The sequence below is a fragment of the Nostoc sp. genome (assembly GCF_036917675.1).
Classification (GTDB): domain Bacteria; phylum Cyanobacteriota; class Cyanobacteriia; order Cyanobacteriales; family Nostocaceae; genus Nostoc.
On the sequence record NZ_JBALCT010000074.1, the window covers coordinates 127,255 to 144,239 of the forward strand.

General features: G+C 42.5%; 14 protein-coding genes and 1 pseudogene. 8 read left to right on the plus strand and 7 right to left on the minus strand.

Going from position 1 to position 16,985, the window contains the following annotated elements; genetic code table 11:
- Positions 1-345 precede the first annotated feature (345 nt).
- Complete coding sequence (locus V7K31_RS30145) at positions 346-924, minus strand: Uma2 family endonuclease (protein WP_335099974.1); 579 nt, start codon at positions 922-924, stop codon at positions 346-348.
- A 324-nt stretch (positions 925-1,248) separates the two neighbouring features.
- On the opposite strand from V7K31_RS30145, the gene fbp reads away from it, so the two are divergent.
- The 5 genes and pseudogenes from fbp to V7K31_RS32015 form a co-directional block, all read left to right on the plus strand.
- Positions 1,249-2,298 (plus strand): class 1 fructose-bisphosphatase, encoded by a 1,050-nt coding sequence (fbp, locus tag V7K31_RS30150; RefSeq protein WP_335099977.1) that lies wholly within the window; start codon positions 1,249-1,251, stop codon positions 2,296-2,298.
- Between the two features lie 327 nt (positions 2,299-2,625).
- Entirely contained in the window at positions 2,626-3,771 is a 1,146-nt protein-coding gene (gene tal, locus V7K31_RS30155) for a transaldolase (RefSeq protein ID WP_335099980.1), read from the plus strand.
- Between the two features lie 201 nt (positions 3,772-3,972).
- Entirely contained in the window at positions 3,973-5,502 is a 1,530-nt protein-coding gene (zwf, locus tag V7K31_RS30160) for a glucose-6-phosphate dehydrogenase (RefSeq protein ID WP_335100547.1), read from the plus strand.
- 176 nt (positions 5,503-5,678) lie between these two features.
- Complete coding sequence (opcA, locus tag V7K31_RS30165) at positions 5,679-7,055, plus strand: glucose-6-phosphate dehydrogenase assembly protein OpcA (protein WP_335099983.1); 1,377 nt, start codon at positions 5,679-5,681, stop codon at positions 7,053-7,055.
- A gap of 303 nt (positions 7,056-7,358) precedes the next feature.
- Positions 7,359-7,715, plus strand: a pseudogene (locus V7K31_RS32015) (ISH3 family transposase); the annotation flags it as partial.
- A gap of 1 nt (position 7,716) precedes the next feature.
- Here V7K31_RS32015 and V7K31_RS30170 read toward each other — a convergent pair.
- The 4 genes from V7K31_RS30170 to V7K31_RS30185 all read right to left on the minus strand — a co-directional run bounded on the left by V7K31_RS30170 (position 7,717) and on the right by V7K31_RS30185 (position 11,635).
- The gene (locus V7K31_RS30170) at positions 7,717-8,541 is read right to left on the minus strand and encodes an ABC transporter permease (RefSeq protein ID WP_335099985.1); all 825 of its coding nucleotides are present in this window, start codon (positions 8,539-8,541) and stop codon (positions 7,717-7,719) included.
- A 5-nt stretch (positions 8,542-8,546) separates the two neighbouring features.
- Positions 8,547-9,329: an ABC transporter ATP-binding protein gene (locus V7K31_RS30175; RefSeq protein ID WP_335099987.1), complete on the minus strand. Its 783-nt coding sequence runs from the start codon at positions 9,327-9,329 to the stop codon at positions 8,547-8,549.
- 4 nt (positions 9,330-9,333) lie between these two features.
- Positions 9,334-10,338, minus strand: coding sequence for an ABC transporter substrate-binding protein (locus V7K31_RS30180; RefSeq protein ID WP_335099990.1), 1,005 nt, complete (start codon positions 10,336-10,338; stop codon positions 9,334-9,336).
- Between the two features lie 661 nt (positions 10,339-10,999).
- On the minus strand, positions 11,000-11,635 hold the full coding sequence (locus tag V7K31_RS30185) for a glutathione S-transferase family protein (RefSeq protein WP_335099993.1): 636 nt from the start codon (positions 11,633-11,635) through the stop codon (positions 11,000-11,002).
- A gap of 200 nt (positions 11,636-11,835) precedes the next feature.
- Between V7K31_RS30185 and V7K31_RS30190 the strand changes: the two genes are divergently transcribed.
- Entirely contained in the window at positions 11,836-13,239 is a 1,404-nt protein-coding gene (locus tag V7K31_RS30190; RefSeq protein ID WP_335099995.1) for a cobyrinate a,c-diamide synthase, read from the plus strand.
- A 388-nt stretch (positions 13,240-13,627) separates the two neighbouring features.
- Here the strand turns inward: V7K31_RS30190 and V7K31_RS30195 are convergent, their stop codons facing one another.
- The gene (locus tag V7K31_RS30195; protein WP_335099997.1) at positions 13,628-13,771 is read right to left on the minus strand and encodes a hypothetical protein; all 144 of its coding nucleotides are present in this window, start codon (positions 13,769-13,771) and stop codon (positions 13,628-13,630) included.
- 146 nt (positions 13,772-13,917) lie between these two features.
- On the minus strand, positions 13,918-14,385 hold the full coding sequence (locus tag V7K31_RS30200; RefSeq protein WP_334830660.1) for a cyclic nucleotide-binding domain-containing protein: 468 nt from the start codon (positions 14,383-14,385) through the stop codon (positions 13,918-13,920).
- Positions 14,386-15,081: 696 nt separating this feature from the next.
- Here V7K31_RS30200 and V7K31_RS30205 point away from each other — a divergent pair.
- On the plus strand, positions 15,082-15,756 hold the full coding sequence (locus V7K31_RS30205) for a cadmium resistance transporter (RefSeq protein WP_335100000.1): 675 nt from the start codon (positions 15,082-15,084) through the stop codon (positions 15,754-15,756).
- Between the two features lie 295 nt (positions 15,757-16,051).
- Positions 16,052-16,714 (plus strand): pentapeptide repeat-containing protein, encoded by a 663-nt coding sequence (locus V7K31_RS30210; RefSeq protein ID WP_335100003.1) that lies wholly within the window; start codon positions 16,052-16,054, stop codon positions 16,712-16,714.
- Positions 16,715-16,985 lie beyond the last annotated feature (271 nt).

A 16,985-nucleotide genomic window follows, 5' to 3' on the forward strand; every position in this document is an offset into this window, starting at 1 on the left:
GGCATCGCTCTAGATCCTGCACAACGTAATAAGAAGCATTACAGCAATCTTCTGGCGGACATTTTATCATTTAAAAGCGGCCACTTTATTCTTGAAACCACAATTTTTCCAAACCATAACGCGCAACAATTGGCGCAGAGGCAAATTATGACAAATCAATAGCTTTTAACAAGCATCATATTGAAGATAAATATCAGATTTTTATAGCTGATGAGGCGTTTGAGAAAATTCTAGATTTAAATTGCCCCTACAGCCTGTAGTTCTGCGTAAGTCTTATATAAAAATTATGAAGGACTTTATAGAATGGCATTAGGACTTGGATTAACAATCAAAATAACGATTCATCTAGGCAAAAATTGGCTGTAAATTTAAAATAAAACCAGGAAGAACATCTTCTCCAGATAAACTTGTAGGAGATTGTAAAACTTCTGGTGCTTGATTAGGCCGATAAATGATTACTTGTTTATCTTTGGGATTAATTAACCAACCAAGTTGTAAACCATTTGCTAAGTATTCCAGTATCTTGGCTTGAGTGTCCTCGACATCATCAGTTTCAGAAACCAATTCTACTGCAAAGTCTGGACACAAGGGGAGATATTTTTTTCTTTGTTGTGGTGTAAGAGCATCCCACCGTTCCATCTTTACCCAAGAAGCATCAGGAGAACGAGTTGCACCATTAGAAAGTTTAAAACCAGTAGAAGAATCAAAAGCTTTTCCTAAATTGTTTTCACTGTTCCAAAACCATAGTTGACCTAACAAATCAAAATTACGGTTTCCGGTTTCTCCTCCAGTGGGTGACATGATTACCAATTCTCCTTCAGCAGTTAATTCTAAACGCAACTCTTTATTCACAGCAACAATCTGTTCAAATTCCTCATCCGTAAATTTGAGATTAGGAGGTAATTGTAAAGTTAAAGCAGTCATAATTAATTCCGCTCCACGAAATCCTAGTTGCGTTACACCCATGCGCTGCCAATAGAGAAGACTAAACCTCTACCTCTACTTTATTACCTTCTGTAGTCTATTGATTTAGGTAAATTACTGACTGCAATCTTGGTGATGTCTTAGACAAATTACTACGTATTTAGGCTCTGAGTGCAGGAGTCACTAAAAATTCATTTCTTTAGTTTATCTAAAGTCGCATCTAAGTTCTCAAATTCCCTTTCTAAGATAGAGGCAGCAACTATTATAAGTTGCCATACACAACTAAAACCCAACTAACAGCTAGTGGCTGCGGATAACACAAAAATGACTCAAGCGCCAGAATCTTTAGACTTATCTACCTACGAGGCTACAGACAAATCCTTAGATCGTGATTGTACAACCTTATCGCGTCACGTTTTACAACAACTTCAGAGTTTTTCGCCAGATGCACAAGATTTAAGTGCGCTGATGAATCGCATCGCCCTGGCTGGCAAACTGGTCGCTCGTCGCATGAGTCGCGCCGGATTAATGGAAGGCGTTCTCGGATTTACTGGGGAAGTTAATGTGCAAGGCGAATCCGTCAAAAAGATGGATGTCTATGCCAATGATGTGTTTATCTCGGTGTTTAAGCAAAGCGGCTTAGTCTGTCGCCTTGCTTCTGAGGAAATGGAAAATCCCTATTACATCCCGGAAAATTGCCCCGTTGGACGCTATACTCTGCTATATGATCCAATTGATGGCTCATCCAACACTGATATTAATCTCAGCTTAGGTTCCATTTTTGCCATTCGCCAACAAGAAGGAACTGATAGCGATCGCAAGGCAACTGACCTCCTCACCAACGGACGTAAGCAACTCGCTGCTGGATATATCTTGTATGGTCCCTGCACAATGCTGGTTTATACTATAGGTAAGGGCGTTCATTCCTTTGTCCTTGATCCCAGCTTAGGAGAGTTTATTCTCACAGAAGAAAATATCCGCATTCCTACCCACGGTTCTGTTTACAGCGTGAACGAAGGTAACTTCTGGCAGTGGGAAGAATCGATTCGAGAATATATCCGCTACGTTCATCGCACAGAAGGTTATACCGCTCGTTATAGCGGCGCAATGGTGAGCGACATCCATAGACTTTTGGTTCAAGGCGGCGTGTTTCTCTACCCAGGTACAATTCAAAACCCAGACGGGAAATTGCGCTTGCTTTATGAAACCGCTCCTCTCGCCTTTTTGATTGAGCAAGCCGGCGGTCGTGCTACCACAGGACTGATGGATATTTTGGATGTAGTGCCGAAAAAACTGCATCAGCGCACGCCTTTAATTATTGGTAGCAAAGAGGATGTCGCAAAAGTGGAGTCTTTTACTCAAAACGGACATTAGTATCCCAAGGTAGAAGACAAAAGAAAATAAGGCTTTATTTACAAGCTTTTTAACCTTTTTCAACTGGATTGCCATACAAATTAGAAGACGGTGACAAAAGCATCAAGGATGCCTCTAGCCTATGGCATTAATTAAAAGTTAATCATGGTGATTTAGGATTGGAAATGGAGAATAGCACCTCTTAAAGATGTATTAAAGATTATCTCAGCTGGCCGATGCGATAAGTGATTGGCAACGCCACAATTCAAAAGTCACCATCAAAATTTGATGGGTTTTGTCAACTTCACTTGGAAACATCACTATACAGGAGTGAAACAAATTAGAGCTATGGCTACCAATCATCTACTAGAAATTAAGCAATACGGTCAAAGTATCTGGATCGATAATTTGACCCGTGACATTATTCAATCAGGGGAACTCAAAGACTTGGTTGAAAATCAAGGCATCTCTGGGATTACTTCTAACCCCGCTATCTTTGAAAAAGCGATCGCTGGTAACGTTATTTATGATGCCGATATCGAAGCCGGAGTTCGGGCTGGCTCACCGATACAGAAAATTTACGAATCCCTAGTTTTTGCAGATATCCGTAATGCCTGTGATATTTTACGCCCTGTTTATGAAGCCTCGAATAGACTAGATGGTTATGTGAGTATCGAAGTACCACCAACCATTGCCCATGATACTGAAGCAACCATAGCCGAAGCCCGACGCTATTTCCAAGAAATTGATCGGGAAAATTTGATGATTAAAATTCCCGGTACAGAACCTGGTTTACCAGCAGTGGAACAGGTAATAGCCGAAGGGATGAATGTCAATATTACGCTGCTGTTCTCTGTAGAAAGCTACATCAACACAGCTTGGGCTTATATTCGGGGCTTAGAAAAACGGGTGGCCCAGGGTAAGGATATCAGTAGAATTGCTTCAGTCGCTAGCTTTTTCCTCAGTCGGATCGATAGCAACGTTGACGGCAAAATTGATGCTAAGTTGAAAAAAGGCGTTGATGATATTGCCGTGGAAGCAAAGCTCTTGGCTGTGAAAGGGAAAGTAGCGATCGCAAACGCTAAGGTTGCCTACCAAGAATACAAGAAAATTATCGAGAGCGATCGTTGGCAAGCCTTGGTAGCAAAAGGGGCCACAGTACAACGGCTACTTTGGGCTAGCACCAGCACCAAAGACCCCAACTACAGAGACGTGATGTATATCGAAGAGTTGATTGGCCGTGATACCGTCAACACCGTACCACCAGCGACAATTAAAGCTTGTGCCGATCATTGTAACGTAGGCGATCGTTTAGAAACAGATGTAGACAAAGCTTACACGCTGATCGAAAACCTCAAAGATCCCGACATTAACATCGATCTCGATGCCGTAATGGATGAACTGTTAGTCGAAGGTATTGACAAGTTTATCCAGCCCTTCCAGTCCTTGATGAACTCTTTAGAAGAAAAGATCAAGGTATTGTCACCAGTGTAGGGGCTAGGGAGTGGGAATTTTGGATTTTGGATTTGCGATTTTGGATTGGACTTCAATCTAAAATCCAAAATCTAAAATCTAAAATCTAAAATCGTTTCCAATGCCCCATGCCCAATGCCCAATGACGCCAGTTGCTTCAAGTCGGCAAAGCCGCCCAACGCACTGGCTCCCCAATGCCCCATCTCAAAATCCAAAATTCCTATGGTTAGTCTGCTAGAAAATCCCTTGCGCGTTGGTCTGCAACAACAAGGGATGCCCGAACCCCAGATTATAGTTATTTTTGGCGCTTCTGGTGATCTCACCTGGCGCAAACTAGTGCCAGCACTTTACAAATTGCGGCGAGAACGGCGTATTCCACCAGAAACCACCATTGTCGGTGTGGCACGTCGAGAGTGGAGCCACGAATACTTCCGTGAACAGATGCAAAAAGGCATGGAAGAGGCGCATGCCGATGTCGATTTAGGGGAACTCTGGCAAGACTTCTCTCAAGGACTCTTCTACAGTCCTGGGGATATAGACAACCCCGAAGGCTACCAGAAACTGAAAAGCTTATTGACTGAATTAGACGAAAAACGGGGCACGCGAGGGAATCGGATGTTTTACCTCTCAGTTGCCCCCTCATTCTTTCCCGAAGCCATTAAGCAGCTAGGAAGCCTGGGGATGCTAGAAGATCCCTACAAACATCGTCTAGTAATTGAAAAACCTTTTGGTCGGGACTTGGCTTCTGCCCAAAGTCTTAACCAAGTGGTACAGAAATTTTGTAAAGAAAACCAAGTTTACCGCATTGACCACTACTTGGGTAAAGAAACAGTCCAGAATTTACTGGTGTTTCGCTTTGCCAATGCGATTTTTGAGCCGTTGTGGAATCGTCAATTTGTTGACCACGTACAAATTACCGTGGCAGAAACCGTGGGAGTGGAAGACCGGGCTGGTTACTATGAAAGCGCTGGCGCACTGCGGGATATGTTGCAAAATCACCTCATGCAACTTTACTGCCTAACAGCGATGGAAGCACCCAACGCAATGGATGCCGACAGTATCCGCACAGAAAAAGTGAAAGTACTACAAGCTACTCGTTTAGCTGATGTTCACAATCTATCAGGTTCAGCAGTACGCGGTCAGTATAGTGCTGGCTGGATGAAGGGTCAAGCAGCACCAGGGTATCGGGCAGAACCAGGCGTTGATCCCAACTCCACCACACCCACCTACGTAGCAATGAAGTTTTTGGTAGACAACTGGCGTTGGAAAGGTGTTCCTTTCTACTTGCGTACCGGGAAGCGAATGCCGAAAAAAGTCAGTGAGATTTCGATTCACTTCCGCGAAGTTCCGTCTCGGATGTTCCAATCTGCCGCCCAACAGGTAAACGCCAATATTTTGGTGATGCGGATTCAGCCGAATGAAGGAATTTCCTTGCGTTTTGATGTCAAAATGCCGGGGGCAGAATTCCGCACCCGTTCCGTTGACATGGACTTTAGTTATGGTTCCTTTGGCATCCAAGCAACATCCGATGCCTACGATCGCCTATTCCTTGATTGTATGATGGGCGATCAGACATTGTTCACACGGGCGGACGAAGTAGAAGCAGCTTGGCAGATAGTAAATCCAGCCCTTTCCGTTTGGGATGCACCCGCCGACGCAAATACTATTCCCCAGTATGAAGCCGGTACTTGGGAACCAGCAGAAGCAGAATTCTTAATTAACCAAGATGGCCGTCGCTGGCGCAGACTCTAAAATTTTAGATTTTAGATTTTAGATTTTAGATTGGGGAGGGCGAAATTGGGAATAGGTAATAGGGAATATGAAAAACTATTACCAATTACTAATTACCAAATTACCAGTTTTTAATCCAAAATCTCAAATCTCGAATTCAAAATCCAAAATCCAAAATCCAAAATCCAAAATTTCCTATGGCTCCCCAAGCTTCTACAATTTTTTCACTTCAGGCACCAAAAGATATTTCGCTTGACGAATTAGATGCGGAACTGAATCAAATTTGGCAAAGCTACGGCATTAGTGGCGATACTGGCGGGCTTCCTGCTGCTACTCGCGCTACCACATTTACCTTAGTGGTTTACGAACCGGAAGAAACCCAGTATCTTTTGGCCACTTTGGGATTTTACAACGGCCCGCTTGACGGGATTTTAGGGCCTCAGATGGAAGCTGCGCTGCGGCAAGTGCAGATAAAATATGCACTGCCAAATACTGGAATCGCAACATCTCAAACCCTGGCTATCTTGAGAGAAGAATTCGCCAAACGTCAAGGGAACGCGGCTACAGGGGATAATGGTTCTGGTAGTATTCCCAGATTAAATGCCCTAAGCCCCAGAATTGCCGATGAAATCGCCCTCCGCAACCCCTGCCGCATCATTGCGCTGTTTCCCATTGCTGGCGAAGATCAAGGGGTGAAGGCTCAAGTTTCTGCCTATTGCCCCATCCAAAAGCAATCGTCAAGCACACTAATCTGCTGCGAATATATAACTCTCAGTGGAACTGCTGCTGCCTTGGAACGGATAGGGGGGATGATTCCAGCACTGTTGATTGGCGGCTTACCAAAGTTTCTCTGGTGGAAAGCAACACCAGACCCAAACAACAGTCTATTCAAGCGACTGGCAGCAGTCTGCAATAATGTGATTGTGGATTCTTGCCGCTTTAACGAGCCAGAAAGTGATTTACTCCACCTACAAGAGTTGGTAGAAAGTGGTGTTCCCCTGGCTGACTTGAACTGGCGTCGGCTCTCAGCATGGCAAGAGTTGACAGCCGAAGCCTACGACTCACCTCACCGTCGCGCGGCGCTTAGAGAAGTTGATCGAGTAACTATTGATTACGAAAAAGGCAACCCCGCTCAAGCTTTGCTATTTTTAGGCTGGTTAGCAAGTCGTCTAGAATGGCAGCCAGTTTCCTATGAAAAGGAAATCGGAGATTATGACATCACTCGCATTGCCTTCGTTGCCCAAGATCAACGGCAAGTAGAAGCCGAGTTAGCGGGTGTCCCGGTTGCTGATGTGGGTGAGATTATGGGGGACTTGATTGCCTTGCGCCTCAGTTCGACAAATCCGCAGGCAGACTGTGGTACAGTAATCTGCTCGGAAACTGGTGGTTGTATGCGGATGGAAACCCACGGTGGTGCCCAATCGGCCGGTTTGTTTCAACAAGTGACTTCACTTTCGGAACAAAAGGCAGAAGCATTGCTGAGTCAGCAGGTGCAACGTTGGGGCCGCGAGTCACTTTTTGAAGAAAGCCTGGGAGTGGCAGCGAATATTTTCAAACTTGAAACAAATAATTAGCTCCGCCTGCAAAGAATAAAAGTTACCAAAATTGCGAAAATCAAACACAAGCTCTTCAGATTTTTGGATATTTCAATAATCTGGAGGGTTTTTCTATCTAAATGGAGCCGAAAAGTTTTTCCAAAAGAGCGATGCCTGGGTTGGGCTGCGCCTACGCTAATTAAGCTTACGTATCTAGAAGTACTATATGCTACCAAAAGTATAATTAATGCTTATGATAGTCTGAAATATTTCAAAAAATGAAATGATGAAAGTAATGTGTAGCATACTGGCTGAAAAAATTGATTGTTTGATCATCAGAACTTGACTAGAGACAAAGATGATTCAGTCACATTGAATTTATGGATTATCTGCAAATATAGAAAGGGGAAACGTAAGAAGTATGGAGTTTAATACTTTGTTTATGTTGCTTACAATATCTAAACCAATTTAGATTACATCTATCAAGATTATCGAAAAGGATTTAGCATTGAAATTAGTTATAGGCTCAAAAATATTTATCGAATTAGAACAAATAATAAAAATCCAGTTTTGAGATTACTATTCGTAGGTATATCTTTTCTTCTCGTTAATATTTGGGTTAATCTTCTTTGGCTAAGAATCAGTCGTAAAAGGAAAAGTGGTCGATTAGTTTATCGCACGCTTTTCGCACTCCAACAGTTTAATTACGTTTCATACCCCATTTTTGCACTGTTTTGATTTCAATTAATCGAAAAATATAATCGGCAGCTAAACCCAAAATTGCAATTACCACTAATCCAGCAAATACGCGATCGGTTTGCAGGAAGTAGCGACTGTTATTAATCTCCCATCCCAAACCGCTAGTAGCACCTCCTGAACCAAACACTAACTCAGATGCGATCACGGTGCGCCAACCAAAAGCCCAAGCAGTTCTCAAGCCTGTTAAGATGTGAGGCAATGCAGCAGGGAGCATAATTTCTCGAATCAGTCTAAAACCATCTAGACCCAGGTTTTTCCCCACCATAAGAACCGTTGGGTTGATGGTACTGAGTCCCATTTCTGTATTCAGGGCAATAGGCCAAGTTGTAGCATGGGCAGTAACTACGATAATAGAAACAGAAGTGAACCCAAACCAAATCATCACTAGAGGTAAAATAGCGATCGCAGGTAAGGGATTCAGCATCGAACTCATTACAATTAGCAAATCTTGACCAAAACGAAAAACTTTAGCGAAAGCTGCTAAAGCCGTACCCAAAATCAAACCTAAGACCATACCAATACATAACACGGACAAAGTACTGAGTGTTGCTTGCAGCAGTTTTTGACTCATTAAGTCGTGCCACAGTACTTCTAAGACTGCTATTGGGCCAGGAATCAGTAAGGCGGGAACTTGGGCAACCCATACATACAATTGCCAAAAAATCAATAGACTGCAAAAAATTACTCCCCGCCTAAAAGTACTACTGCCTTTGAGTGAAGCATATAACTTCTCAAATTTATCGCGATTTGCTGTTGTTCGAGTCACAAATTTCATCCTCGAAAAGCCTCACGACGGGAATCATTGCTGAGTAAACTTTCTAAATAGGTAGCAACTTCGACAAACTTATTAGTATTGATGTCATTAATCTGTGCGGTATCAACAATTTCTTTAACAGTTCCAGGTTCTGGTGTCATCACTAAAACTCGATGTCCCAGGTAAATAGCTTCTGGTATGGAATGGGTAATTAAAATGATTGTCAACCCTGTATTTTGCCAAATAGTATTGAGTTCGTATTGCAGTTGAGTCCGCGTCAGCGCATCCAAAGCGGCAAAAGGCTCATCCATCAGGAGAACTTGAGGTTTTACAGCCAAAGCGCGGGCGATCGCTACCCGTTGTTTCATCCCTCCTGATAACTGATGGGGATACTTATTGATAGCTGCTGAGACTCCCACCAAGTCGAGATATCTTACAGCTTCAGCAATGGCGGCTTTCCCAGCAGCTTTACCTGTAGTCTCAAGGGCATAAACAACATTTTGCACCACAGTCTGCCAAGGTAGGAGTTGTTCAAAATCCTGAAAGACAACCATCCTGTCTGGGCCGGGAACAGAGATGCGTTTACCTGACATCAGTAATTCTCCGCTACTGATAGACTCAAAACCCGCGATCGCCTTTAACAGCGTACTCTTTCCACAACCCGATGGCCCAATAATTACAAACTTTTCTCCTGGTTTCACAGCAAAGCTAACATCTTCCACAGCCGTAAATTTCTTCTTACCTTCGCTGTAGCTAATGTGTACATTTTTTGCTAATATTAACGATTCTAAATTAACCATCAATTTAATCTCCCTCAACACCTTTGAGTGATGGTAAAATCAATTCGTCAATTGATTTCGGCTGTTTATTTAACATACCGATTTCATGCATAAATGCTCCACATTTGAGGAAGGCTCTTGGCTCAATCCCGTATGTCACTGCCTTATTCGTGAGCCACTTTTTATATTGGTTCTGTGAAACTTTTCCACTATCCATTTGTGAGAGTATTCTGGCCGCTTCATCAGGTTTTTCATTCACAAGTTTAGTGGCATCCACAATTGCAGTATACAGAGCTTTACCAAACTCAGGATATTGATTGTAAAATTTTTCAGTCGCAAATAGACTTGCTATACTAGTCTTACCAAAAATATCAGAGCTTTTAATAATTACCCTACCACCTTTTTCAACTTCCTGAAATTCAAAAGGAGGTGTTGTAAAATGTGCATCAATTTGACCAGTTAACAGAGACTGTAACCCTAGAGGGTGAGCAATCACTTGCAGATTTTGATCAAGTGCTGTAGGACTTCCCAAGTCTTTTTGTGCCACCTTCCGCAGTACAATTGCCTGTACCCCATCTAGAGATGGTAAACCAATTTTCATTCCTGGCTTAAAATCTTTGATACTTTTGATATTGGGGTTTTTCGTTATTAGCCAAAACTCACTATAGCTAAGTGAAGCTAATATTTTCCAGCCCACGCCTTTATCCCAACCTACGAGAAAGGCTCCAGGGCCACTTGCACCAACTTGTATTTGATTAGCGATAATTCCATCCCTAATAGCTGCACCATTCGATAATTCTTGCCATTGAAATTGTGTCTTGGGAAATTGTTTTTCTAAAATTTGCTGCTGCTTGACGATAAGTAGATTAGCGTAATTAATTCCAGGTTGATAAGCAATTGTTATTTTATCTGGTACTTGTGAAACAGTTTGATTACCAGAAGTACAAGCTACAAATACAAACATCAATAGAGCTGATCCAATTAATAAAACCCACGTTATAAATCTCTTGGATATCTTGATTTTTTGCATTTTATTTGTAATAGATTTATCTTGTTTTCTAAGTTAAAGTAAAGTATCACATAGTGATCAGCAAAAAACAAGGCAGTTTCACGCTATTTTTCCACGGACACACTGATTTCAGCCGAATTGCAGGCTTGAAAAGCGAAAACGCTTGTACTTTAAGCAGTCTGCAATTGCTTTCGTAATTCGTACCGGGGTTTGGTCATGAACAGTAAACCAAAAAGTTTTTCCCAAAGTGCGATGCCTGGGTTGGGCTGTGCCTATACTAGAGCCTTTGTAGCTTATGATACTTTTAAACACAGAAACTTCTAACGAGCAGACATAGTATAGATTATGAATACTTATGATTAGCTAGCCGATAATTGGTTAATGTTAACCTGATGGAATATAGATGCTTTCAACGACTTGATATTTCCTCAAAACTCCTTGGTACTTGTGCCAAAAAGCGAGTTTCTGAGAAACAAAAATCCCCCGCTACACCGTAAGGCTAGCGGGGGAGTGTTAATTTCCTTGATTTCACCAGAGAAGCTTTGAACTTAGTAGAACATTTCCGAAATTTGTAGCTTTTTTAAATGCAGAGGGGCGCTGAGTTTTGCCAATTTTAATTCGCTATGAACTGATGAAATTTTGTACTTAGCAGAAGATGTCTTTTGTTGTTGCTTTCCCCAAATCATTGAAAGGATAAGTCGTATGTGCCTCCACGCTCAAGCGCACGTTTGTAAGCAGGTCGCGCATGAATACGCAGGGTAAATTCTTTGAGCTTTGGCCGACTCTCAACCTCTTTGGGGATCATGGCGATTTGTTCCAGGGGAAAACTCATTTGAATATCGGCGGCGGTAAATTCTTCGCCTGTAAACCACGTACTTTTACCGAGTTCACCTTCTATATAGTCAAAGTGAAGTTTGATCTGGGGCGCGATGAATCCGCTAACTACGCTGCTGTCCCCTGCCCCGAAAATGTTCAATACCACCTGCATTAACAGCAATGGCATTGCAGAGCCTTCGGCGTAATGTAGCCAATAGGTATAGCGCAGATGCTCCGGTGTACCGGATGCTGGAACTAGCCGACCATTACCGTAGCGATCAACTAGGTATTCGACGATCGCACCCGACTCAGCGATCGTCAGGTCTGCATCTGTGATCACTGGTGACTTGCCGAGCGGATGGATTTGACGCAGCGACTCTGGTGCCTGCATCGTCTTTGGATCGCGTTCATAGAATTTTATCTCGTATTCGATACCTAATTCTTCGAGCAGCCATAGCACACGCTGCGATCGCGAGTTGTTAAGATGATGAACAACGATCATAAAACGTTCCTCTTTTGCAGATGTTGTTAAACACCGAATAATTTTAACAGTCAAAATTTAATTACAGCTATTTTTAGGTAAATAGACCACGCAGTAAAGGCACAGCATTACAGTGCTACTACGACAAATGTGGTTCAAATACTTGAATTCTGCTGTAATACTCAAATAGTTGCTGCATAAAAATCTTATTTGTTTTATTTATGGCTTTAGTCATTGCTGGGGAACGTAGTGGAGTAGGCAAGACAACAGTCACGCTGACCCTTTTAGCATCTTTACGTCGTCGCGATCGCCTGGTGCAATCTTTTAAGGTAGGCCCAGACTACATTGATCCGATGTTTCATCAACACGTAACTGGTCGTGCCTGTCGCAATTTAGACCCAGTACTGACTTCCCAAGCCTACGTTCAGCAATGTTTTGCCCGTCATAGTCAATTGAGTGAATATGCCCTAGTGGAAGGGGTAATGGGGTTATTTGATGGAATTGGGCATGGGCAAGAAAAGCAAAAATCAACTGACTTTGCGAGTACAGCACACATCGCGCGGCTTTTAGATTTACCTGTGGTGTTGGTGATTGATTGCAGTCGTTTATCTGGTTCTGTAGCTGCGATCGCTCACGGCTACCAGTCTTTTGATTCTCGAATTAAAATAGCTGGGGTAGTATTAAATCGCGTGGGAAGCGATCGCCATCTCTCTCTACTCAAAGATTCCCTAGAACCCTTACAATTACCCATTTTTGGCGTGCTGCGGCGTCAAGATAACATCACAATTCCCGATCGCCATTTGGGTTTAGTTCCTACAGCAGAGCTTCCTGAACTCAATGCTTTAATTGATCGCCTCGCCGATTTAGGAGATACTTGTTTCGATTGGCAACGCTTATTACCTTTGTTAAAATCCGAACCGCTTCCCCATTCTCCCTTATTCCCCTCATTTCCCTCGTCCTCAGTTAGGATTGCAGTAGCCCGCGATCGCGCTTTTAATTTTTACTACCAAGATAATCTTGATTTGCTGCAACAGCTTGGCGCAGAACTGGTTTTCTGGAGTCCATTAGAAGATGCTGACATACCAAAAGAAGTCCAGGGAATGTATTTTGGGGGTGGTTTCCCAGAAGTTTTTGCCCAGCAACTAGCAGAAAATACCAGCGTTCGTCATGCAGTGAAAACGGCAATAATTAAAGGAATGCCTACAGTTGCCGAATGTGGAGGATTGATGTATTTGTGTGAGCAAATTATCGATTTTGAGGGAAAATCTTGGCCGATGGCGGGAGTTTTACCGACATCTGCTGTGATGGGTGGACGTTTAACTTTGGGCTATCGTCGTGCAGTAGCTTTGCAAGATAATCTGTTAGTGAAGGCAAATACAACTGTTTACGGGCATGAGTTTCATCGTTCCCATTTAACCTTAATTCCCAGTCAGCCCCTGTTTGAAACTTCTCGCTACGATTGTGACGAAAATATGGGATGCGAGGGATGGGGTTTACCTGCAAATGTTCATGCTTCTTATGTTCATCTGCATTGGGGAGAAAGTGGAGAAATTCCCCAGCAGTTTCTTAAAGAATGTCTAAAAGTAGCATCTTCAGGAAGTACAGCATCAATACTGCTCGGTTAAAAATATTTGTAGGTTGGGTTAATGCATTGACTTGCATTGTTAATACATTGGCTTGCATTGTGAATGCATTAGTTTGCCTTGTGAATGCATCGGCTTGTATTGTTAATGCATCGGCTTGCATTGTTAATGCATTGGCTTGCATTGTTAATGCGTCGGCTTGCATTCCTTTAAAATGTTAATGCGTTCCTTTGGATTACAGCTATTTTCAGGTAAATATAGCGTTTCCTAACCACATGAGGTACATCATAGCCCCCTCATCGCTTGCGGGGAGGGGGTTGGGGGTGGGGTTCTTGTACCTCACTCAAGCGAGAACCGCTATAGACTACGCGGTAGGGGCACAGCAATGCTCATACGTGTCAACTTAAGCGCAAACCCTTTTAAAACCTCGTTAAAACCTTGTTTCTAGCCACTGGCTAAATGCTGCTCTTGGCGGCTCTGCCGCCAGCAAGGGAGGCGGAGCCTCTAGAACGTCATTCCCAGTCGGAGACTGGGAACGAGACAATCTAAAAGCTGGTTTTAGGCAGGTTTTCACGCTAAGTTGACACCTATGAGCAATGCTTTGCCCTTAGAACATATGTGGTTCAAATACTTGAATTCTGCTGTAAAAACGCTACGCTTTTACGCGAAACTCTATTTAGTAGTGTTTTGGAACCTACACAAGAACCAAACCGCTATTTCTCACTCTCTGCTAAAAACCCCCGGATTTGTCCGTGGGGAATTTGTTACACTCATATCGTCATTCAATCTGCGAATCAGACGGGATAACTCACGAATGATATTCACCGCAATTTCAGGAGTTTCTTCGATCGCATCATAAAGTTGCTCTTGCGTCAGTTCTAAAAATTCACAAGGTTCCAGAGTTGTTGCAGTAGCGGAACGAGGTTGAGTATCAAAGACTGCCATCTCACCAAAGTATTTTCCCTGCTCCACCTCTGCAAGTAGTTTATTCCCAATGTGAACTTTAACTCGACCTGACACAACAATATAGAGCGATCGCCCTTCTTCTCCTTGTCGAAAGATCGTGTAATTAGCTGGAAATGACAATTCGTTCATTACTGAAGTGAGCCGCACAATAAAATCATCCCGCAATTCCTTAAAAATCGGGACTCGCCGGACAAATAATAAACGGTCAACACTGGTTAGCATAATTACAAGTTAAATATCAAACATTACTGTAAATTTTAAAACTGAAGCTAGAGCGCAATTAGTCATATTAACCGATGTTAAACGCTAGCCGTCAAGAATATCTTAAACTTTACCGACATAAAACCACTTAGTACACGTCACCGTAAAAGGGGTTTGGAAATATTCAGACTTGATGTTGGGTTTCACTTCTCTACGGGACGCTACGCGAACGTTCTACCCAACCTACGAATGATTAAATTCCATACCCTTTTTATGGTGTTCTGTACTTAGTATCTCTTTAATGAAAGCGATACTAAATACAAAGCTTCTCAAACAATAGCTCAGTATTGCGTATTCTCTCGTCTCTCGTTCCCATACTCTGCATGGGAACGAGCAAAATATATAGTCAAATTGTCAATCAGTTTTATTTATCCTTTTAAGAAACAAGAGTGTTTGCTCTTATTTAGTTTAAAGCCGTAATATTCAGTTCATGAGCTCCCAAGGTACCTTGCTGAGAAAATAAATCACCAATTTGATTAGAGGCGTAGTTTATCGCCGTAGGCATCGCCTTTAAAAATTGCGTAATTAGCTAATGACTAGCGAACCTTGATCGGTTGTCGTTAACTAAAACAGTCACAAAACCTCCTTCTATGCCCTCACATTGAGAAGCAGAGAAGGATTAAGACAAACAGCATTGAATTATTGTGAGTAACAATTATGACTTGGCTAATTAGTACATTAATTATTGGAATCTCTGCCGCTTTTGCAACCACCTTTGACGACAATTTATACTTGACAGCTTTTTTCGGAAAAGTCAACCGCAGCTTTCGTCCTAAGCATATTGTTCTCGGTGAATTTCTGGGATTCACTGCCTTAGTGTTTGCTAGTCTCCCTGGTTTCTTCGGCGGTATGATTATTCCAACCACCTGGATTGGTTTGCTAGGTTTGCTTCCCGTCGCCATTGGTATCAGTAATCTCATCAGTCGAGAACAACAGGAAGAGACAGTGCAAGCTGTATCAATTGACTTAATCTCTCCTGTCAAATCTGGACGCCAGAAGAAATCACTATTAGCAACCATCCGCGATCCGCAAACTTACCGCGTTTCTGCTGTCACCATTGCCAATGGAGGAAATAACATCGGAATCTATGTACCGTTGTTTGCCAGTAGTAATCTTCCAAGTTTAGGTGTAATTGTATGTGTTTGCTATTTCACTGTTGGGGCGTGGTGCTTACTCTCTTACAATCTGACTCGTAATCCTCTGATGACTCCTGTTTTAACTCGCTATGGTCGGAAAATCTTCCCCTTTGTCTTAATTTACTTGGGACTCTCTATCTTGATTAAAAGTGAATCATATCGACTTTTACCCAGTCTGGCAATGCTTTCCAATTAGGTATGAGGCGATCGATCGCCTATGACGGGCTATGACGCTCGAATACTCGCTATCGGCGTCGCACCTACTCGGAAAACTCGAAATTATTGATGGGTGCTATGTCCCTGATATAACCAAAAAAAATCAGCGATCGTTTCCCATCCAAAAAGATTTTTCCATCACTTGAATTTATCAATTTGAATCAAAATAATATTTGATGTTATCAATCAATTTATCTAAAGTGAGAATAAAGCACATTATTGATGGCTCTTATAAAAGCAAGCACACCTCTACGAATCATCATAGGAAGGAACCAATGAATCAATCAAATTCCAAAAAATTAACTCAATGGCTCGTAACAGCAGTATTTCTGGTACTTATAGCAGGATTTTCTTTGCTTGACCAGCCCAGCGTTAGAGCTTTAACACTAACACCAACCATACCTACGAAATCTAAACTAGGTCCAGTAATGCCTCCGGTTACATCGCCAATGGAGTCTGTAACTTCTCCGGTAATATCCCCGGTAATATCTCCGGTAATATCTCCGGTTGCATCGCCAATAGTGTCTGTAGCAGAAAACGTTAGACGTTTATTACAAACTAATGAATGTGTTGGGTGTAATCTGACTGGAGCAATGCTCAAGGACGCAAACCTGCAAGCGGCAAACTTGCAGGGTGCTAACTTACAAGATGCAGACTTAGAAAGGGCGAACTTACAGCAAACAAACTTACAAGGGGCGAACTTTCAAGGTGCAGATTTAGGCAAGGTAAACCTTTTGGGAGCAAACCTATTAGGAGCAAACCTATTTGATGCAGACCTAGAGAAAGCCAACCTGCTGGGAGCAAACCTGCAAGCCGCTAACCTACAGGGCGCAGACTTGGAAAAGACAAATCTCACAAATGCAAACATCCAGGGAGTTAACCTGATGGGCGTTGATTTGGAAGATGCGATCAGACCGGAAGGATTCACTGTTCAGTAATTAAACTGAAGTTCTCGGTGCAAATTTAGTAAAAAACCTCAAAAGCCTGATTCAGTCATGAATACAGGCTTTAATTTCATATTTGAAATGCTTACTGCCTTTCCCTTGCATACGGTGTACACAGAAGTCTTTGTGAACGTAATTTACGGTTAAGTCTCACAGCCCCTGAGATACCTCAAGAAAGGTTTTACGTAGTAAAACCTGTCCCTCTCCTTACTAAGGAGAGGGATTAAAGATAGGACAGGGTAGGACTTTTGGGGAATGCAATAAC